The organism is Phytoactinopolyspora halotolerans, from assembly GCF_010550675.1.
GTDB classification, from domain to species: Bacteria; Actinomycetota; Actinomycetes; order Jiangellales; family Jiangellaceae; genus Phytoactinopolyspora; species Phytoactinopolyspora halotolerans.
This window is the reverse complement of record NZ_JAAGOA010000003.1, coordinates 346,465-366,556: the sequence shown is the minus strand read 5'-3', so window position 1 is coordinate 366,556 and position 20,092 is coordinate 346,465. Positions and strand designations below refer to the sequence as shown.

Sequence of the window (20,092 nt, the reverse complement as noted above, 5' to 3'; positions counted from 1 at the left end):
TGCTTCTCCTCGCCTCAGTTCTCCGGCCGCCACGCACACGACGCCGACGTCCACGGCTTCTCCTCCAACCGGGCCATCAGCCCCAGCGCCTCGTCACCGAGTGGATTCACCCCGCGGCCCACCGCCAGGCTGTGCGCCACCAGCACGTGCAGGCATTTCACCCGAGTGGGCATGCCCCCGGCGGAGACGCCGGCCACCTCCTCGACGTGCGCGATCCGTTCTCGCCGCTGCAGATAGTCCTCGTGCGCCGCCCGATACGCGGCCGCCAGCGCCTCGTCCCGCTCCAGCCGATCGCTCATCTCGGCCATCACACCCAACGATTCCAGCGTCGATGCGGCCGCCACCGCACGCGGGCAGGTCAGGTAGTACAACGTCGGGAACGGCGTACCGTCGTCGAGCCTCGGTTCGGTCTCCACGACGGTCGGATGCCCGGTCAGGCAGCGGTGCATCACCGCCCGCACCCCACGCAACGGCCGTCCCAACTGCTGCTTCAACGTGTCCAGGTCATCCTCGGTCGCCACCAGCGACTCCACTACTCGTTACACCTCTCCAGCAGGCTCGGCCCAAGGCGAGGCGGAAAGGGAGAATTTCCCGTCCCGGGTAGGCTCGGGCATCGGCCTGTGAGGAGCCCCGCGACGATCTGGCCGCGGGCGAGGACGGGAAATTCTCCCTTTCCGCCGACCTCCCGGCTCACGGCAGCTCGTCCTCGCTGATCTCGTCCGCCGCCTGCACCGAGTTCCACAGCCGCTCGTGCCACTCGCCCTCGCCGACCGGAGGCACCCCTTCCGGACCCTCCTCCTCGTCGCTCTCGTCCTCTTCCGAGACGACGATGTAGCCCTCCTCGCCCGGCATGACGTAGTGCAGCCGTTCGCGCGCCTGCGATGCCACGTACGCGGGGTCCTCCCACAGCTCCAGCTCGGTCTCCAGCTCTTGCACCCGATCCCGCAGGGCCGCCGCTTCCTGCTCCAATTGCCGCCGCTCGTTGTGCTGGTCATACCAGGTACGCAACGGGTAGGAGTACGAGACCAGAAGGACGGCGAGCACCAACGCGAGCAGCGCCGCACGTCCGGTCACCGACGGTCGGGCGCCACGTCCGCGCACGGGACGGCGACCGCCCGGACCACCCGAGGCGCCGGCCGGGCGAGGCCGCTCCACGCCGGCGCGGGGGCGCCCCGACCCGGTACCGGGCCGGGGGCCGCCTCGAGCGGTCCGCGGTGCAGGACGCCGTCTCGTCTCGGCGCTCCCCGTCGGGCGAGCGCCAGGAGAGCGGCGAGCTGGCGGCATGGTTACCTATTAAACCGCGGGAATGCCGCAGAACCGGCGTAACGCGCGGCGTCGTCCAGCTCTTCTTCGATCCGCAGCAGCTGGTTGTACTTCGCCACCCGCTCGGACCGTGCCGGGGCACCGGTCTTGATCTGGCCCGCGTTGGTCGCCACGGCGATGTCCGCGATGGTGGTGTCCTCGGTCTCCCCGGACCGGTGGCTGATCATGCTGGTGTACCCGGCCCGGGTGGCCATCGACACCGCATCGAAGGTCTCGCTGAGCGAACCGATCTGGTTGACCTTCACCAGCAGCGAGTTCGCCGCACCCTCCTTGATGCCACGGGCCAGGCGCTCCGGGTTCGTCACGAACAGGTCGTCACCGACGATCTGCACCCGGCCGCCGATCGCCCCGGTGAGAGTGGCCCAGCCGGACCAGTCGTCCTCGGCCAGCGGGTCCTCGATGGAGACCAGCGGGTAGTCGGCGACCAGCTGGCTGTAGTACTCGCTCATCTCGGCAGCGCTCTTCGTCGCTCCCTCGAACGCGTAGCTGCCGTCGGAGAAGAACTCAGTCGCGGCGACGTCCAGCGCCAGCGCCACCTCCGAGCCGGGCGTGTATCCGGCCTCCTCGATGGCCTGCAGGATCAGGTCCAGGGCCTCCCGGTTGCTGGGCAGGTCCGGCGCGAAGCCGCCCTCGTCGCCCAGTCCGGTGGCCAGGCCCTTGGACTTGAGCACCTTCTTCAGCGAGTGGTAGACCTCGGCGCCGCAGCGCAGCGCGTCGGCGAAGGTCTCCGCGCCGATCGGCGCGATCATGAACTCCTGGATGTCGACGTTGCTGTCGGCGTGCGCGCCGCCGTTGAGGATGTTCATCATCGGCACCGGCAGCGTGTGCGCGTTCGGGCCGCCCAGGTACCGGAACAGCGGGAGGTCGGCCGATTTGGCCGCCGCCTTGGCCACGGCCAGCGAGACACCGAGGATGGCGTTGGCACCGAACTTCGCCTTGTTCGGTGTACCGTCGAGGTCGCTCATCTCCTGGTCGATCAGGCGCTGGTCGGTCGCGTCGAACCCCAGCAGCTGCGGCGCGATGTCGTCCATCACGGCGGTGACCGCCTTCTGCACGCCCTTGCCGAGGTACCGTCCCTTGTCGCCGTCGCGCAGCTCTACGGCCTCGAACTGTCCGGTCGACGCACCGGACGGAACAGCGGCCCGGGCGATGGTGCCGTCGTCGAGCGCCACCTCGACCTCGACGGTGGGGTTCCCGCGAGAGTCCAGAATCTCGCGCGCTCCAATTGCTTCAATCGTGGCCACGTCGTTCTCCTGTGGTTGTGGACGTCCTCATCTGGGCGAGTTGTACGCGGCCGATCGCCACGCTGCGACCACACCGCACGCGCGTACTGAAGAAGCTTAGAGCGCACGACCGGCCACGCCGGACTCCACCCCATCGTCTCCTCCGTCACATCGAATCAAACCCGCAGGTGTGCAGCAACGGCGGGTTCGTGTAGACGTCAGTGCGCGTTAACGGGCATTCCGCTCATGTCGGACACGATGATTCCGATATAGACCAATGGCCTACGGAGGTCTCCACGTGTCCATGCCCGCCCACGGCACCCTGCCGACCGACCCTCGTTCCGGGTCCACGCGCAGCGGCCCACCCGCTCGCAGCGCTCCACGCACCCGGAAGTCCCCACTGTTGCCGGCCATGCTCAGCCTGGCCGCGGTCCTGGTGATCGCCGTCGCCCCGCTGCACTCCACCGCGACCGTCGCCGAAGCCGCGCCGGCCGCCGATACGGCCGAACCGATCCAGACCGCGACCGGTTCCCGGCCGGTCGCACCCGGCGTGACCGCCGAGGAGTCGGAGACCCTCGGCCCGCGGGGCTGGCAGGTCACCAACGCCGTCACCGTGGACACCACCCAGGGCGCCGACGTCGGATACATCTCGGCCGGCCGTCTCACCGAGATCGCGCCCATCACCGAGCAGGCCGCCGCCGCCGGCGCGGTCGCCGCGGTGAACGGCGACTTCTACGACATCAACAACTCCGGGTCGCCGATGGGAGCCGTGATCGCCGACGGCGAGCTGCTGAAGTCGCCCACCGGGAACTCCACCCGCATCGTCGCCTTCGACGAGGACAGCACCGGCCGGATCACCGAGATCGAGTTCACCGGCACCGTGGAATTGCCCGGCGGCGACCGGCCGCTGGCCCGGCTGAACAGCTCGGACCTGCCCGCGGACGGTATCGGCGCGTACGACGAGCACTGGGGCGCATTCCCCCGCACCCGGGCGGTGCAGAACGAACCGGACGTCACCGAAGTGATCATCACCGACGACGTCGTGCAGCAGGTCAACGACGCCCCGGGCGAGGGCACCCTCGGCGAGGACACGGTCGCACTCGTCGGCCGCGGCCAGAGCGCCGACCTCCTCTCCGACCTGGAACCTGGTGACCAGGTGGCCGTCGACTGGACCGCCGAAGCCGCCGACGGCCGGCCGGTGCACACCGCCATCGGCTCCCGCGCGCTGCTGGTCGCGGACGGACAGCCGCAGGACGTCAACGACTCCACCTACGCCGCCCGCACGGCCATCGGTTTCTCCGCGGACGGCACGCAGATCACCGTCCTCAGCGCCGACGGCGACAATTACAGCCACAGCCGCGGCGCCACTCTGGCCGAGATGGGCCGGCTCATGGCGGAGCGCGGCGTGCACACCGCGGTCGAGATCGACGGCGGCGGCTCCTCCACCATGGTGGCGCGCACCCCCGGCACGGACACCCTGCAGGTCGACAACGACCTGAGCGACGGTGAGCTGCGCAGCGTGCCCAACGGGCTGGGCATCTTCGCGCCCGACACCGGCCACGACACCAGCGGGATCTGGGCCGAGACCACGCTGTCGCCCGGCCAGGCCGCAACCGACGCTCCGGTCGGCGACGGCCGCCCGGACCGGGTTTTCGCCGGGCTCAGCCGCTCCATCACCGCGACCCCGCACGACGCCGCCTTCGGCCCGGTCTCCGACAACCCCTCGCTGACGTGGGACACCACCAACGGCACCGTCACCTCCGGAGACGACGGCCGCACCGGCGTCGTCGTACCTTCCGAGCCGGGCACCACGACGATCACAGCCGCAGCCGGGCCGGCGGGAGCCGAAGTGACCTTGGAAGTGCTCCGTGCGCCCACCCGGATCACCGCGACCGAGCGCTCCGTCAATGTGCCCTCGCTCGACGACACGGCCACATTCGGTGTGCTCGGCTATGACGAGCACGGCAACTCCGCACCGATCGAGCCCGCCGACGTCGAGCTCGAGTACGACACGTCCCTGTTCGAGGTCCGCACCGACGGTGTCCGCGGCTTCGAGGTCGTGCCACAGCAGGACGGCGTCGGCGGCCTGGTCACGCTGCGCGTCGGGGACGCCGAGACCTCCGTCGGCGTCAGCATCGGCGTGGAGAAGCACGTCCTGGACACGTTCGACGACCCGTCCGGCTGGTACGCCTACGGCACCCGGGCAACGGCCGAGGTCGAGCCCACCCCGGACGGCGAGGACGGCGCTGGACTGCGGCTGTCGTACGACTTCACCCAGGCCACCGCCACCCGGCTCGGGGTCGCCTCGCTCTCCGAGCCGCTCGGCGTCGAGGGTCAGTCCCGCTCCTTCGGGCTCTCGATCTACGGCAGCGGGCAGGGCGAATGGACCGCGTTCACCTTCGTCGACGCCGACGGCCGGACGCTCCCCGCGGTCTACGGTCCCTACATCACCTGGGAAGGCTGGCGGACCGTAGAGCTGCAGGTGCCGGAGGGCTACCCGCAGGAGGTGTACTTCCGGCGGCTGACGATCATCGAGACCAAGGCCTCCGCCCAGTACACCGGCGACGTGATCATCGACAACCTGTACGTCAACGCCGCACCCACCGTCGATGTCCCACCGGAACCGGAGGTGGCCGACCCCGTCGTCGCCCAGGACGGCGAGATCGGCGACGCGGAATGGAACTTCGCCGTCTTCAACGACGCCCAGTTCGTCGCGCGCAACCCGGACTCGTCTCTGGTCGAGGGCGCCCGCCGCACGCTACGCGAGATCAAGGCAGCCGACCCCGACTTCTTCGTCATCGCCGGTGACCTGGTGGACGAGGCGTCGGAGGCGGACTTCCAGCTGGCCCAGCGGATCCTCGACGAGGAGATCGGCGAAGCCGTCCCGTACTACTACGTGCCTGGCAACCATGAGGTGATGGGCGCCGACATCACCAATTTCGAGACCTACTTCGGCGAGACCCACCGGACGTTCGACCACAAGGGCACCCGGTTCGTGACGCTCGACACGTCCCTCGGCACGCTCCGCGGTGGCGGCTTCGAGCAGATCGCCATGCTACGGCGGGCATTGGACGAGGCCGCAGAGGACGACTCGATCCGGTCCGTCGTCGTGATCGAGCACCACCCGCCGCGTGATCCGACACCGTCCAAGAACAGCCAGCTCGCCGACCGGCGCGAAGCCGCGCTGCTGGAATCCTGGCTCGCCGAGTTCCAGCACGACACCGGCAAGGGTGCCGCCTTCATCGCCGGCCACGTCGGCACATTCCACGCCTCGTCGGTGGACGGCGTGCCGTACGTGGTCATCGGCAACTCCGCCAAGTCGCCATCGAGCGGATCGTCGGACGGTGGCTTCACCGGCTGGTCAATGGTCGGCGTTGACCGGGTCACCCCGAAGGAGCAGGAGGAAGCGCGGCAAGCGCCGTACGACGGCGGTCCGGACTGGATCACCGCCGAGCTCCGGCCACACACCGATCAGCTCGCGCTCGACGTTCCGCAGCAGGTCACGGTGGGCGACACCGTGTCGCTGTCGGCGAGCGTGACACAGGGCAACCGAGATATCCCGGTGGTGTATCCGGTCAGCTCGTCCTGGGGCTGGGATCCGAAGGTCTACGTCGGGCCCGCCGACGAGGCCGAGCCGCGATACGCGGCCGCTTACGACCCGGTGACGCGGGACCTGACGGCGCTACGACCAGGCCAGGTCACCATGTCGGTGACGGTCAACGGCACGACGGAACAGCAGCGGATACGCCTGGTCGGCGACGACCGGTAATCCAGCCGCAGATGGGATGCGCCTTTGGTGGGTCAGAGCGCACCAAAGGCGCATCCCATCACTTGGTCAGGGGCGGCGGGAGACAGTGAACACCTCGACCGCCCCGATGCCCCGGACCGTCGTCGGCGGCAGCGCACGCAGCGCCACCCGCGGCTCGTCCCGCAGCGCTTCGGCCGTCTCCGCGTCGACCAGCACCGAGTTCCGCTCCGCCACCGCGGTCAGCCGGGCCGCCAGATTGGTGGGGGTGCCGAACACGTCGCCGAGCCGGGCCACCACCGGTCCGGTCGCGATCCCGACCCGGATGTCCGGCAGGGCGGGGTTGACGCCGATCTGTTCGACCAGCTCACAGCCGATCTCGGCAGCGACGGACGCCGTCTCGGCCACGAACACGACCTCGTCGCCGAGCGTCTTGACCACCCGGCCTCCGCAGCCGAAGATGACGTCGTTGGTCATGGCTTCGAACCGTTCGACCAGTTCACCGAGCGCTTCCACGCTCAGCCCGCGCGACAGCCTGGTGAACGACACCAGGTCCGCGAAACCCACCGACGCCGGGGCTGCCAGCAGCGGAGACTCGCCCAGTTCGGCGATGGCGATGAGCCGGTTCGCGGACGAGGCGAGCTTGCGCCGCCACGCGTAGATGAGCAGCCGCTCGAACTCCGGAAGCAGCCGCTGTGCCATCTGATACGCCGAGGTCAGCCGACTGCTCGGGGCGAGGCCTCCGGCTTCCGCGGCATCCTCGATGATCTCGGCGAGTGTCTCCACGTGCCACTCGGCCAGCCGGCCGGTCATCCGCCCCAGCGCACGGACCATCTGTACGGCGGTCTCCTCGTTCACCGCCTTGGACTCGACCAGCTCGACGACGCCGCGCAACGCTTCCAGGTCCCAGACGGTGAAGGCCTTCTCCTCCCCCACGTCGGGGAACCCGAGCGCCAGCCAGTACCGCCTGGCGTCCTCCACGCTCAGCCCTGCGGCGTCCGCGACCTGCTCAAACGTGTATCGACGAGAAGCACCGAGCAGCAGACGCTCCAAGTCGTCTGCTGTGGGGCGTTCGGCCGTCACGGGTGGTCGGTCTCCTCCTCCGTGTCGTCGCGTGGCCAGCCGTCCTCGTGGGCCTCCCCGACCAGCTCGCTGAGCCGCAACTGCACGGCGTGCACTCGCGGTACATCATGCAACCGGATCTGGCCCTCCTCACTGGCCGCGGAGACGATCAACGTACCGCACCGCAGGAAACGATCGGTCAGACCCTGCTCGAACGCCGCATCGTTGATCCGGCGCAGCGGGATGTTACGCCCAGTGCGGGAGATCACGCCCGTGCGGGTGATCAACCGCGAGTTGGTCACCGTGAACGTCGTCGTCAGCCAGTTCAGGAACGGCCAGAACGACCAGATGAGCACGATCAGCACAGCGGCGATCACGATCGCCCATCGGCCGACCGTCACCGTCGTGCTGTCGTCGTCCGGCATCACCCCCAGCCCGAACCCTGCCGCGGCCCCGGTCACCAGCAGGATCAGTACCGGCAGGAACAGCTCCTTGACGTGAGTACGCAGGTGGAACTCGACGACCTCACCCTCGCTGAGGTGCTTCTCTGGAAAGCCCATATCCGAATCCTGACATGTTCTGTGGCCCGGTACCCACGATTGGGTCCGGACTGCTCGGCGCGCCGCGTTCCCGGCGCGCTTCGCGGCGGAAGACGGATCGCTGTTCCCCGGACCACCAGGTCCTTCGTCATCACGCTGGGAACGACGATCACAGCGGCCGCAGGTGGACGATCTCGCCGGCGCCGAAGGCCTCCACCCCGGCACCGGTGTCGACCAGCAGCCGTCCATCATGGTCGACGTCGACGGCGCTGCCCTCGACTCGTTGTCGGCCGGGCAGCTCGACCCCCACCCGGCGGCCGAGAGTGACGCACCGGTCCCGGTAAGCCTCCCGCAGGGGCTGCTCCCCGGCGCTCGACGTGCCTGTCGTCGTCGACGCGTCTGTCCCCGGCGGTGACGCCGGCGCTGACGCCGGCCCGGCGGCGGAGCGGCGCCAGGCGAGGTAGCGCTCGGCCAACCGGTCGCACAGCGCGTCGAGGAGTGCGTCCCGGGCGGGGGGCGGGGTGTCGGCGCCCACCTGGAGCCGCAGGGACGTGCCCCCCTCGGGCAGTTCCTCATCCCGCTGCCGGATGTTGAGTCCGATACCGACGACCGCGGCGGCTCCGTCCGGCGTCTCCACCCGTTCGACCAGTATTCCGGCGAGCTTGCGGTCGCCCACGAGCACATCGTTCGGCCACTTCAGCCCGGCTTCGATATCCATCAGATCGCCGATCGCGTCCACCACCGCGACACCCGCCAGCAGCGGCAGCCACGGCCAACGGTTCACCGGCACGTCGTCCGGGCGCAGCAGAAAAGAGACGGTCAGGCTGGTGCCCGCCGGTGTCTGCCATGTCCGCTCGAGCCGGCCCCGCCCGGACGTCTGATGATCCGCGACGACAGCCGTCCCCTCCGGAGCTCCGTCCTGGGCGAGCACGCTGACGTCGGCGTTCGTCGACGCGGTCCGCGCGACTCGCTGCATGGTCCACATACCGCCACTCCTCTGCCGCTCCGATGGCTGTGCTGCCGTGCTTGACATTACCCGCGGCCGGACGCCAAGCGTCGCGCCGCCGGGCCACTCGACGAGCGGTCAACGCCTGCGCAGTGTCAGCGCACGCATTGACCGCCCCGCCGTGATTCATTAGTGTCCGCCGAGTCACATGACGGTGAAGGGACTCAAATGTTGTGGATCGCCGGGCTCGTCGCCCTGGTCGTCGCCGGATACTGCGGATACCTCGTGTACACGTCTCGTCGGCGGCAGCACGAGATGATCACCACCGAGACGCTGACGGCACAGGAGCTACAGACGCTGCGCGACGCCGCGGCCGAGGCTGCGGGTGCCGGCTATTTCCAGCAGAAATGCGAAGTGGTCGGGAAGGCCGAGCCAGGGCCGGCCGGCACCATCACGTCGGAGATCTCCACAACCGAATGCGTCTGGCACCGGCATGTGATCACCAGGAAGTACTGGACCACCGAACGTCGACGCGACTCCAACGGCAATTACCGCACCCGTCGCGTCGAACGCGAGGAGACCGTCGCCACACGGGAGTCGGAGGAGCCCTTCCACGTCCGGGACCACACCGGCACCATCCTCGTGCGCCCAAAGGCCGGGACGTTCGAACACATGCGCCAGGTGGTCGACCGATTCGAACCGCATGACGACTCGGCGGAGGGGACGACGCTCTCGCTAGGCAGCTTCAGCTTCACCCTGCCGGCGACGCGACGCGAGGGCACCATCGGCTACAAATACACCGAGTGGGTGCTCACGCCGGACACCCCGGTCTATGTCCTCGGCACGGCGGGCGACGGCGGCGGCGAACTGGCGGTCGAGGACCTGTCCCTGGTGTCCACCAAGGACGAGGAGGCGTTGCTGGCGGCCGCCAGGAAGAAGGAACGATTCGCCCTGGCGGGCGGGATCGTCGCCGCCGTCGTCGCGGTCGGGCTCATCCTCGCGGGCATCCTCACCTAGGGACACACCCCATGATCATGAACGGTTGCCGTTCATATAGCACGGCAACCGTTCATGATCATCGGGGAGCGGCGGCGGGTCAGCCGGTGTTCTGCAGGCCGGCGGCGACGCCGTTCACGCTGATCTGGAGCAACTGGCGCACGCGGTGTTCGTCGACCGCGCCGTCCTCTCCGGAGCGCAGCGTGCGCAGTGCGCGCACCTGGAGGTAACTCAGCGCATCCACGTACGGGTTGCGCAACGCGACCGCGCGGCTGAGCACGCGCCGGTCTTCCAGCAGCCGGCTGTGCTCGGTGACGTTCAGCACCCACTCCGTGGTCAGTGCATGCTCGGCGAGGATCATCTCGGTCAGCTCCGGGCGGTTGCCCAGGGCGAGATACTGCGCCGCGATCCGCCGGTCCGTCTTGGCCAGTGACATCTCGGCGTTCTCCAGCATCACGGTGAACAGCGGCCAGGTGTCGCGGGCGCGGCGGAGCAGGTCCAGGTCGCCCACGGCCGCCAGACCGGTGCCGAGGCCGAACCAGCCCGGAAGGTTGGCCCGGGTCTGTGCCCAGGAGAAGACCCACGGGATGGCGCGCAGGTCATCCAGCGACGACACGGTCAATCCGCGCCTCGCCGGACGGGAGCCCAGCGGCAGGGCGCCCACTTCCTCCAATGGGGTTACCCGCGCGAACCACTCCGGGAAGCCTTCGCTGCGTACCAGGGCGTGATACGCGTCCTTGGCGGCGGCGTCCAGGGTAGCGGCCAATTCGGCGAACTCCACGGCGGCGTCCCGTGCCCGTTCCTCCACGTTCGGAGTCGAGGCCAGCAGCACCGCCGAGGTCACCTGCTCGATGTGCCGGCGGGCGATGGCCCGGTTGCCATACCGAGCGAAGATGACCTCACCCTGTTCGGTCAGCTTGAACCGGCCGTCGACGGAGCCGGGCGCCTGTGCCAGCACGGCGCGGTTGGCCGGGCCTCCGCCGCGACCGAGTGCGCCGCCACGACCGTGGAACATGGTCAGCGTGATCTTGTTCCGCGCGGCCCACTCGGCCAGCCTCGCCTGGGCGTCGTACAGCTTCAGCGTCGCCGAGACCGGGCCGACGTCCTTCGCCGAGTCGGAGTATCCGAGCATCACTTCGTACCGGCGGTCGGTCTCGTCCAACCGGGCCTGCACCTGCGGGAGCTCCAGGACACCCTCCAGCACCGATACCGACGCCTCCAGGTCGGCACCGGTCTCGAAGAGCGGAACGACGTCCAGCGCCATGGCCCTGCCGTCCAGGGCGTGCCGGACCAGTGTGTACACCGTGGCCACGTCCTCGGCGGACTGGGTGAAGGAGACCACGTAACGACGGCAGGCGTCCGCGCCGAAGCGGGCCTGGATCTGCGCCATCACCCGGATGGTCGCCAGCACCTCCTGGGTGCGCTCGGACAACTCCCCGCCGGCCTCGATCTCCTGCAGCGCTGCCCGGTGTACGGCGCTGTGCTGCCGGACCTCGAGCTCGGCGAGGTGGAAGCCGAACGACTCCACCTGCCAGACCAGGCTCTGCAGTTCGCCATAGGCCTGCCGGGCCGCGCCCGCCTGAACCAGGCTCGCCTGCACTGTGCGGAGCTCCTCGAGGAGCTCCGACGCACCCTCATAGGCGAGGTCCGCGTCGCGCCGTTTGGTCGCCGCCACGCGCGCCGCGGCATACAGCAGCGCGATCCGGTGCGGCTCGTTCGGCGAGCGGGCCGCCAGATCCGCATACAGCTCCGGCTGGCTCGCCTCCGCGTCCGTCAGCATCCGGCTGACCTCCGGCGACGGCGGCGTCGTCGACGCATCCAGCGTCAGCCCGCGGCCCACCCGGGCACAGGCCGACTCCAGTGCGTCGAGCACGTGGTCGGACTGGATCGCCATCGCCTGCCGGGTGATCGACGAGGTCACGTTCGGGTTGCCGTCCCGATCGCCGCCGATCCACGAGCCGAGCCGCACGAATGCCGGCACCCGGGGTGCGCGCACCTCGGCATCGTCACCCAGCGCGGCGTTGGCCCGGCGGTACACCTGCGGCACCACGTGGAAGAGAACGTCGTCGAAGGCCGACATCGCGGTGCGGACCTCGTCCAGCGGACCCGGGCGCTCCGCCCGCAACGGAGCCGTGCGCCACAGGACGTCGACGCTTTCCAGCATCAGGCGGTGCGTCTCGGCGGCCTCCGAGGTGCCGAGGCGTGGATCGTCCCGGCGCTCGAGGAGCTGCGCGACGTTGCGGATCGCGTTCACGATGGCACGTCTGCGCGCCTCTGTCGGATGTGCGGTCAGGACGGGCCGGAACTCCAGTCCGGCGAGCAACGCGCCGACCTCGTCTTCTCCGGCCTTCGCGGAGATCTCGGCTATGGCCTGTGCCGTGGCGCCGGACGCCCTGGTGTCGCCGCTGTCGCCCGCGCGCAGGGCACGGATGCGGTGGTATTCCTCGGCGGCGTTGACCAGGTGGAAGTAGACGGTGAAGGCCCGGGCGACTTCCTCGCACCGCTCAAGCGGCCACGAATCGACCAGCCGCTCCGCCTGAGTGGCTGCGTCGTCGGCGACGGTTTGATCCTCGTGGTGTGAGGCTATGACCAGCTCGCGCAGATGCTCGACGTCATCGAGCAGAGCTTGGCCGCCGTACTCACGTAGCACTTGTCCGAGGGCCTCGCCGAGTGCGCGGACGTCAGCACGGAGTGCGTCCGGCATCTCAAAGCGGGCAGCCTCGCGGGAACCGGTTGCGGTAGGAGACACGCGCCTAGCGTACGGCTTCGACCGTCCGGCCCTAAAGTCAGCCGGGCACCCCGACGGTCCAGATCCGGCTGCAGCACCCGCTCCACAGTGACACTGCGGGTTCGCGTGCCTTTGCAATGCACACATATACGCAACGGTTGACGTTCCGCATGTTGGGCACCCGATGGTCCGCATACGGGTGCGTGCGCTTGGCGTATGTACACGTGAGCATCCGGTGGCCGCTATACGTGCGCGCACGACGATCCATATACGAAGCGCGGCGGGTGTTGCGTATATGTGTGCATTGCAAAGGCGGTGAGATGGTGGACGGAATCGGGCGCGCTGGAGACGGCGCTGCCCCGTCCGGGCGGCACGCTAGGGTTCTCGCCGTGAGTTCGAAGCGCAGGACAACCAGGGCCTCCAGCCGCGACCGGCGCCGGAGCATCGTGCTGACGGTCCCGCTGTTGCTGGCCGCCACAGTGACAGCATGCGGTGATGACGACGATGGCGCGCCCGGTTCTACAGGCGGCGACGGCGAGCGCCGCTCTACAGGAACGGCCCTGCACCAGGCTCTCGACCGGATCGAAGCGACGTCGTCGACCGCGACGTTCATCAGCTTCGGGGACGCCGCCCGCATCGCCGAAGCCTCCGGCGGCACCTTCGAGGGCGTCTGGGGCAGCCTCACGGGCTGGGGCGCGGACGCGCTCTACCAGCACCGTGATCAGCTACCGGAGGTGCTCGGGATCGATCTGGACTCGGCCGACGCCCTCGTCACCGTAGGTGCACCGCCGTCCTTCGTCTCGATGGTGATCGGCGGCCAGGACGCGGACGACGTCGCCTCCGCGGCCACTGCCGCCGGCTGGTCCGGCGACGACGTTCTCGCCGCCGAGAACGATGTCACGCAACCGGTCACCCTGGCCGCGCCCCAGGTCAGGGCCGTCGACGCCGACGTCGTTGTGGGCGGCATCGACGCGGACCTCTCCGTCGTCGACTCGGACGGGACCAGTTTGACCGACGAACCGACCGTCGGCAGCCTCGCCGATTGCCTCGGCGACGTGCTGGCCGCCCAGTTCATCCAGGCTGACCCGACACCGGCCGCCGTCGGCGTTCGGCAGGAGGGTGATGACCCGGACGTCCCGGTCGGCGTCGTGTGCGCAGTGACCGGCTCCCCCGAGGAAGCAGAGGACATCGGCGCCGACATGGAACAGGCGGTGGCATCGGGCGAGACCACGTCGAATCGGCGGCCGTACTCGGACTACTTCACCGAGCCCGAGGTGACCGTCGTGGACGACGAGCACATCGCGCGGGTGGAGATGAGCCTGACACCGGAGGCGTTCGCGATCACCATCTTCCAGATGGCGATGACCGATGATCTCCCCGGTTTGGCACTCGGGTACCCGTCCGCCGGTTGAGAGGCCGCGCGCTGCACGAGTGTTCGAGGTCACTGGGTCATACGCGCAGCGCGTGAGGTTCGTCGCAACGCCGCCGTCGTGTTCTGGTCTACCCTGCTGGGGGACCAGCGACCGGAGGGATCCATGACCGCCAGCCACGACGGCCCGGACATCCACACCACCGCGGGCAAGATCGCCGACCTACGCAACCGCATGGAGGAAGCGGTACATGCGGGCTCGGCGCGCGCCGTCGAGAAGCAGCATGCGCGGGGCAAGCAGACGGCCCGCGAGCGGATCGCGATGCTGCTGGACGAGGGGTCGTTCGTGGAGTTCGACGAGCTGGCCCGGCACCGCTCCACCATGTTCGGGATGGAGAAGAACCGCCCGTACGGGGACGGGGTGGTCACCGGCATCGGCACCGTCGACGGCCGCCAGGTGGCGGTGTTCAGCCAGGACGTGACCGTGTTCGGCGGCAGCCTGGGTCAGGTGTACGGGGAGAAGATCGTCAAGATCATCGATTTCGCCCTGAAGACCGGGTGCCCGCTGATCGGGATCAACGAGGGCGGCGGGGCACGGATCCAGGAGGGCGTGGTCTCCCTCGGCCTGTACGGGGAGATCTTCCGGCGCAACACGCTCGCCTCCGGGGTCATCCCGCAGATCTCGCTGATCATGGGCGCAGCCGCCGGCGGACACGTCTATTCACCGGCGCTGACCGACTTCACCGTGATGGTGGATCAGACCTCACAGATGTTCATCACCGGTCCGGACGTGATCCGGGCGGTGACCGGCGAGGACGTCACCATGGAGGAGCTGGGCGGGGCGCACACGCACAACACCCGCAGCGGCAACGCGCACTACATGGGCTCGGACGAGGCGGACGCCATCGATTACGTCAAGGAGCTGCTGTCCTATCTGCCGCAGAACAACCTGGACGAGCCGCCGACGTACGAGGTCTCCGAACCGGTCTACGAGGTCACCGACCACGACCGGACGCTGGACACGCTGATCCCGGACAGCCCGAACCAGCCGTACGACATGCACCAGGTGATCGAGACTGTCTTGGACGATGACGAATTCCTCGAGGTGCAGCCGCTGTTCGCGGCGAACATCGTGGTCGGGTTCGGGCGCATCGGCGGGCACTCGGTCGGCATCGTGGCCAATCAGCCGATGCATCTGGCCGGCACACTGGACATCGACGCCTCGGAGAAGGCGGCGCGGTTCGTGCGCACCTGTGATGCGTTCAACATCCCGGTGTTGACCTTCGTCGACGTGCCCGGATTCCTGCCCGGGACGAACCAGGAGTTCAGCGGCATCATCCGGCGCGGCGCCAAGCTGATCTACGCCTACGCGGAGGCGACCGTGCCGCTGGTCACGGTGATCACCCGCAAGGCATACGGCGGCGCCTACGACGTGATGGGATCCAAGCACCTCGGCGCCGATGTGAACCTGGCGTGGCCGACGGCGCAGATCGCCGTGATGGGCGCGCAGGGCGCGGTGAACATCCTCTACCGGCGTGAGCTCGCCGAACACGAGGACCCGGACGCGCGCCGCGCCGAGCTCATCACCGAGTACGAGGACACGCTCGCCAACCCGTACACCGCGGCCGAGTACGGCTACGTCGACGCCGTCATCGAACCGTCGCGCACCCGCTCCGCCGTCGCCCAGGCACTACGCGCGCTGCGTACCAAGCGGGAGACATTGCCACCGAAGAAGCACGGCAACATCCCCCTCTGACCGGCCGCCGCATTGCCCGACGCAGGTGCACAAGCGACTCTGGGTCACCGGCCCGAGGAGATGTCGAGCCGTCGACGACATGCGCGTGTTCCGGTTTTCGCCGATCAACCTCGGCCGAGGTGCTCGTAACACAGGTAGACGGCGCCAGAGGCGAATACGCGCTGCTCGGCCAACCGCAGGTTGAGCTTCTTACCGACCGGGAAGAACGGCTTGCCGCCGCCCACCGTGATCGGCACGACGCAGAGCCGGAACTCGTCGATCAGGTCGATCAACGACGCGGCGAGTCCGGGGCCGCCCAGATCGAGTTCGCCATCGACCTGCTCTTTCAACCGTGCCGCTTCGGCGACGGCATCCCCGCTGCGCACCAGGCGTACCCCGTCGGGGACGGCCTCGATCGTGTCGGAGAACACGATCCGCGGAGTGTCCAGGTAAATCCGGGCGAACTCCTTCTCGACCTCGGACGCGTCGTCGCGGCTCGCCACGGTCCTCCATGGCTCCTCCATCATCTCGTAGAGGCGACGGCCGAACAGGAACGCGGATGTCTGCCGCGTCTGCTCGTTCCACATCTGGTGAATCTCGTCGTCCGGCGCGGTGAACCCGATGGTCCCGTCCGGATCCTCAATGTAACCATCGGCTGAGACGTTCATCGAGTACACAACCTTGCCCATGTCTTCTCCTCGCGAGTCATGAAGTACCTGGCGCAGAGTCTGACCACGGTCGCCGGCGAAACTCATCACTACGCTGCCCGGCGCGTCTCCTCGACCTGGTCGGCGTCCTAGACTTCTTCGGTATGAGCAAGGAAGCGGACGTGTCCAGCCCGGCGGAACCGTTGGTGCGCGTGGTCAAGGGTGAGCCGACGGACGAGGAGGTCGCCGCGCTGACCGCCGTCCTGGCCGCCAAAGCCGCGGCTGTCTCACCCGCCGACGCTTCGCGGGCGCGGCCGTCGACCTGGGCCGCCTACTGGCGCACCGTCCGCACGCCACCGCGTCCGGGCCCGGGCGCTTGGCGTGCCAGTGCCCTCCCACGGTGAGCCCGCGAACGTCCCGCGAACCGAGGACCACAGCCGGCAGTGCATACGCGACCCGAAGCGGGTGCGCAGACCGTCGCTGGGAGCTTCGCTTCAATGCCCATGAGCGCGCTGTCTCAAGGACCGTATGCAGGCTCCAGAGGCGTCATGGGCCGTCATCCCGTACTCGCCGGGTGAGCGCCTGGACATCGCTATCGAGCCCGTCCAGCCTGCGGTCCACGGAATTGAACCGAACGTCGACAGCTTCGAAGCGGGCATTCATCTCACCGCGCAGACCACCGATCCCGGCGCGCATCTCACTGCGTAGACCGCCGATCTCCGCATGCACCTCACTGCGTAGACCGCCGATCTCCGCATGCACCTCACTGCGTAAGCCGCCGATCTCCGCATGCATTTCGCTACGCAGGCCGCCGATCTCCGCATGCATCTCTCCACGCAGACCGCCCAGTTGGGCGTTCATCTCACCGCGCAGCCCCCTGATGTCGCCACGTACCGCCCGGATCTCGCTGCCGACCGTGCGCACGACCATCCCGGACATGGCGACGGCCACGGCCAGGAAACCGCCGATGACCGTCCAGATCTGCGCGTCGTTCATGAGGCGCCGCTCCTTTCGTTTCTCATGGTACGACGATCTCCCACCGCACGGATGACGTGCAACCAGCTACGCATGACTGTGGATAACCGTGCATGAACGCATTCAGCTGTCCACACCTTCACTAGACGTCGTTTACGCCGCTGCAGACCGCTCCCGTCGGCGCGGAAATGCGGATGACGGGCAGGTCGGGGACACGTAGTGTGCCTGCATGAACGATGCTCCCTCGCAGCCTTCCACCACCGCGAACCGAGTGACCGTCGACGACGTCGCCGATCGATACGTCGACGAACTCGTCCGCCTCGATCCCTTCGAGGCGACATACGCCGGCGTCGCCGGGCACGACGCCGAGTCGACCGACCTCTCCCCGGACGGATACGCCGAGCGAGCGGAGCTGGCCAAACGCACCCTCGCCGCGCTTGACGACGCCGTGGCTCGCGACGAAAGAGAACGTGTCGCCGGCGAGGCGCTGCGCGAACGGCTCGGCCTGTCGTTGGAGATGTATGACGCCGGGCTGGATCGCACCCTGAGCAACATCGCCAGCCCGATGCACGCCATTCGCGAGGCGTTCGACTTGATGCCGACGGACACCGACGAGCAGTGGGCCGCGATCGCGTCCAGGCTGCGAGACGTGGGCCCGAACCTGGACCGCTACCGGCAGACCATCGAGGCGGACATCGCCGCCGGACTGCCGCCCGCGCGTCGCCAGGTCCAGGCGGTGATCGAACAGGCCAAGCAGGTCGCGACCGATGGGCTCTTCACCGAGCTCGTCGGCCCGGCACCCGAAGCCAGGAAGTCCGAGTTCGACCGGCTTGCCGCAGACGCGTCCGGGGCGTTCACCGACTTCGCCGGCTACCTCGCGGACGAGGTGATGGGCCGGGCACGCCAACACGATCATGCCGGGCGCGACACGTACCGGATCGCCAGCCGGTTCTTCCTGGGCGCCGAGGTGGATCTGGACGAGACCTACGCCTGGGGCCTGGCCGAGCTCAATCGGATCGAGGCGGAGATGGCCGAGGTGGCGAACCAGATCGTCCCCGGCGGCTCGGTCGACGACGCCGTCGCGGCGCTGGATGCCGACCCGGCCCGCAACATCACCGGTGCGGAGCCGTTCCGGACCTGGATGCAGGCCCTTTCGGACAAGACCATCGCGGAACTGAACGGCACGCATTTCGACATTCCCGAGCCCATCCAGACGCTGGAGTGCCGCATCGCCCCGACCAAGGACGGGGTCATGTACTACACCGGACCGAGCGAGGACTTCTCCCGCCCCGGCCAGATGTGGTGGTCCGTGCCCGAGGGCATCGACTCGTTCTCCACCTGGCAGGAGACGACCACCGTCTTCCACGAGGGCGTTCCCGGCCACCACCTGCAGGTGGCCCAGGTCGCGTACCTCAAGGAGCAACTCAACCGGTGGCAGCGGCTGTTCTGCTGGATCTCCGGACACGGCGAGGGCTGGGCGCTGTACGCCGAGCGGCTGATGTCCGACCTCGGCTACCTCGACGACCCGGGAGACCGGCTGGGCATGCTGGACGCGCAGGCGTTGCGGGCGGCCCGGGTCGTCATCGACATCGGCGTCCATCTCCAGCTCGACGTTCCCGATGAGGTGGTGCGGCGCGACGGGCTGCCAGCTGGGCCGTGGAGCGGGGAGGCGGCGTACGAGTTCCTCCGCACCCACACCCGCCAGCCCGACGAGGTGAACCGGTTCGAGATCACCCGTTACCTGGGATGGCCCGGTCAGGCGCCGTCGTACAAGATCGGCGAGCGGATCTGGATAGCCGCCCGCGAGGACGCCCGACGTCGCAAGGGAGCCGACTTCGACCTCAAGGAGTTCCACCGCCAAGCGCTCAGCCTCGGCACGCTCGGACTCGACCCGCTGCAGGAGGCGCTCGCCCGGCTCTAGACCTCCTGCCGATCCGGCCCAAGCCGGTTCACACCGATAGGGAATGAGCTCTGCGGGTCGATTCCCGCGACCTGGCGAGAAATACCTCCCACAATGGCCCGATTCTGCCCGCAGAGCTCTCTCCCCTGCCGCCCCGAAGTGATCATCTTTTCGGTAGTGTGTGGTTGTGTGACACGCCTGTTACTCGCCTCCACCTCACGTGCCCGCCTCGCGACGCTGCGCTCGGCCGGCATCGAGCCCGTCGTACAGGCCCCCGGGGTCGACGAGGAACGTGCGCTGGCGGACGCCGAACGCACGCACGGTCCACTGACGCCCCCGGACGCCGCCCTCACGCTGGCCCGCGCCAAGTGTGAGGCGGTCAGCGGAGCCATGCCCGGTGACTACCTGGTGCTCGGCTGCGACTCGCTGTTGGAACTCGGCGGCGCCATCTACGGGAAGCCACGCGACGCCGCCGAGGCCACCCAGCGGTGGCGCAATATGCGCGGCAAGACCGGGATCCTGCACACCGGCCACTGGCTCGTCGACGTGCGCCCGGCCGCGAGTGGAGGCACCGGCGGCGCTCTCGGCTCGACCGCGTCGACCAAGGTCCAGTTCGCTGAACTCTCCGACGCCGAGATCGACACCTACGTCGCCACCGGCGAGCCGCTCAGGGTAGCGGGCGCGTTCACCATCGACGGGCTGGGCGGCCCCTTCGTCACCACGCTGGAAGGCGACCACCACAACGTCGTCGGCCTCTCCCTCCCACTGCTGCGCCACCTGCTCGCTGACCTCGGCGTCGGCATCACCAGCCTGTGGCGCAGTGACAAACGGGAAGAGCTGAAGCCCACCATGGCAGACGGCCCGGTGAGTCCACGGCGTCCTTCCGACGGCTAGCCGCAAAGCG

16 protein-coding genes are annotated in these 20,092 nt (G+C 68.8%); 7 read left to right on the top strand and 9 right to left on the bottom strand.

Translation table 11 applies throughout. From position 1 onward, the window contains the following. Positions 1-14: 14 nt before the first annotated feature. The 3 genes from G1H10_RS06165 to eno form a co-directional block, all read right to left on the bottom strand. Positions 15-521, bottom strand: a complete 507-nt coding sequence (locus tag G1H10_RS06165; protein ID WP_216852949.1) for a DUF501 domain-containing protein — start codon at positions 519-521, stop codon at positions 15-17. Positions 522-690: 169 nt separating this feature from the next. Then, positions 691-1,074 (bottom strand): FtsB family cell division protein, encoded by a 384-nt coding sequence (locus G1H10_RS34445; protein WP_163734175.1) that lies wholly within the window; start codon positions 1,072-1,074, stop codon positions 691-693. A gap of 212 nt (positions 1,075-1,286) precedes the next feature. Then, positions 1,287-2,567 carry a phosphopyruvate hydratase gene (gene eno / locus G1H10_RS06155; protein WP_163734172.1) on the bottom strand — a complete coding sequence of 427 codons (1,281 nt, stop codon included), beginning with the start codon at positions 2,565-2,567 and terminating at the stop codon, positions 1,287-1,289. A gap of 283 nt (positions 2,568-2,850) precedes the next feature. On the opposite strand from eno, the gene G1H10_RS06150 reads away from it, so the two are divergent. After that, the gene (locus tag G1H10_RS06150) at positions 2,851-6,315 is read left to right on the top strand and encodes a phosphodiester glycosidase family protein (RefSeq protein WP_246219235.1); all 3,465 of its coding nucleotides are present in this window, start codon (positions 2,851-2,853) and stop codon (positions 6,313-6,315) included. Positions 6,316-6,381: 66 nt separating this feature from the next. On the opposite strand, the gene G1H10_RS34440 is transcribed toward G1H10_RS06150, so the two are convergent. From G1H10_RS34440 to G1H10_RS06135, 3 genes are all read right to left on the bottom strand, one after another. Next, positions 6,382-7,374 carry an adenylate/guanylate cyclase domain-containing protein gene (locus G1H10_RS34440; protein ID WP_163734166.1) on the bottom strand — a complete coding sequence of 331 codons (993 nt, stop codon included), beginning with the start codon at positions 7,372-7,374 and terminating at the stop codon, positions 6,382-6,384. Next, positions 7,371-7,913 (bottom strand): PH domain-containing protein, encoded by a 543-nt coding sequence (locus G1H10_RS06140; RefSeq protein ID WP_163734163.1) that lies wholly within the window; start codon positions 7,911-7,913, stop codon positions 7,371-7,373. Before G1H10_RS06140 ends, G1H10_RS34440 begins: the two co-directional genes overlap by 4 nt. 148 nt (positions 7,914-8,061) lie before the next feature. Beyond that, positions 8,062-8,877, bottom strand: a complete 816-nt coding sequence (locus G1H10_RS06135; RefSeq protein WP_216852948.1) for a biotin--[acetyl-CoA-carboxylase] ligase — start codon at positions 8,875-8,877, stop codon at positions 8,062-8,064. A gap of 189 nt (positions 8,878-9,066) precedes the next feature. On the opposite strand from G1H10_RS06135, the gene G1H10_RS06130 reads away from it, so the two are divergent. Then, positions 9,067-9,855, top strand: coding sequence for an E3 ubiquitin ligase family protein (locus G1H10_RS06130; RefSeq protein ID WP_163734158.1), 789 nt, complete (start codon positions 9,067-9,069; stop codon positions 9,853-9,855). A gap of 79 nt (positions 9,856-9,934) precedes the next feature. Here the strand turns inward: G1H10_RS06130 and G1H10_RS06125 are convergent, their stop codons facing one another. Further along, positions 9,935-12,538, bottom strand: coding sequence for a phosphoenolpyruvate carboxylase (locus tag G1H10_RS06125; protein WP_163734496.1), 2,604 nt, complete (start codon positions 12,536-12,538; stop codon positions 9,935-9,937). Positions 12,539-12,951: 413 nt separating this feature from the next. On the opposite strand from G1H10_RS06125, the gene G1H10_RS06120 reads away from it, so the two are divergent. Together G1H10_RS06120 and G1H10_RS06115 are read left to right on the top strand one after the other, a co-directional pair. Further along, positions 12,952-13,974, top strand: a complete 1,023-nt coding sequence (locus G1H10_RS06120) for a hypothetical protein (RefSeq protein ID WP_163734156.1) — start codon at positions 12,952-12,954, stop codon at positions 13,972-13,974. Positions 13,975-14,097: 123 nt separating this feature from the next. After that, positions 14,098-15,687 (top strand): acyl-CoA carboxylase subunit beta, encoded by a 1,590-nt coding sequence (locus G1H10_RS06115; RefSeq protein ID WP_163734153.1) that lies wholly within the window; start codon positions 14,098-14,100, stop codon positions 15,685-15,687. Positions 15,688-15,791: 104 nt separating this feature from the next. Here G1H10_RS06115 and G1H10_RS06110 read toward each other — a convergent pair whose 3' ends face one another. After that, positions 15,792-16,355 carry a dihydrofolate reductase family protein gene (locus tag G1H10_RS06110; protein WP_163734150.1) on the bottom strand — a complete coding sequence of 188 codons (564 nt, stop codon included), beginning with the start codon at positions 16,353-16,355 and terminating at the stop codon, positions 15,792-15,794. 122 nt (positions 16,356-16,477) lie between these two features. On the opposite strand from G1H10_RS06110, the gene G1H10_RS06105 reads away from it, so the two are divergent. Further along, complete coding sequence (locus G1H10_RS06105) at positions 16,478-16,717, top strand: acyl-CoA carboxylase subunit epsilon (RefSeq protein ID WP_174264091.1); 240 nt, start codon at positions 16,478-16,480, stop codon at positions 16,715-16,717. Positions 16,718-16,859: 142 nt separating this feature from the next. On the opposite strand, the gene G1H10_RS06100 is transcribed toward G1H10_RS06105, so the two are convergent. After that, complete coding sequence (locus G1H10_RS06100; protein ID WP_163734147.1) at positions 16,860-17,309, bottom strand: hypothetical protein; 450 nt, start codon at positions 17,307-17,309, stop codon at positions 16,860-16,862. 208 nt (positions 17,310-17,517) lie between these two features. Here G1H10_RS06100 and G1H10_RS06095 point away from each other — a divergent pair, with 208 nt between their 5' ends. Beyond that, positions 17,518-19,209, top strand: a complete 1,692-nt coding sequence (locus tag G1H10_RS06095; RefSeq protein ID WP_163734144.1) for a DUF885 domain-containing protein — start codon at positions 17,518-17,520, stop codon at positions 19,207-19,209. Between the two features lie 168 nt (positions 19,210-19,377). Next, a complete protein-coding gene (locus G1H10_RS06090; RefSeq protein WP_163734141.1) occupies positions 19,378-20,082 on the top strand; it encodes a Maf family protein in 705 nt (234 codons plus the stop codon). Positions 20,083-20,092: the final 10 nt, after the last annotated feature.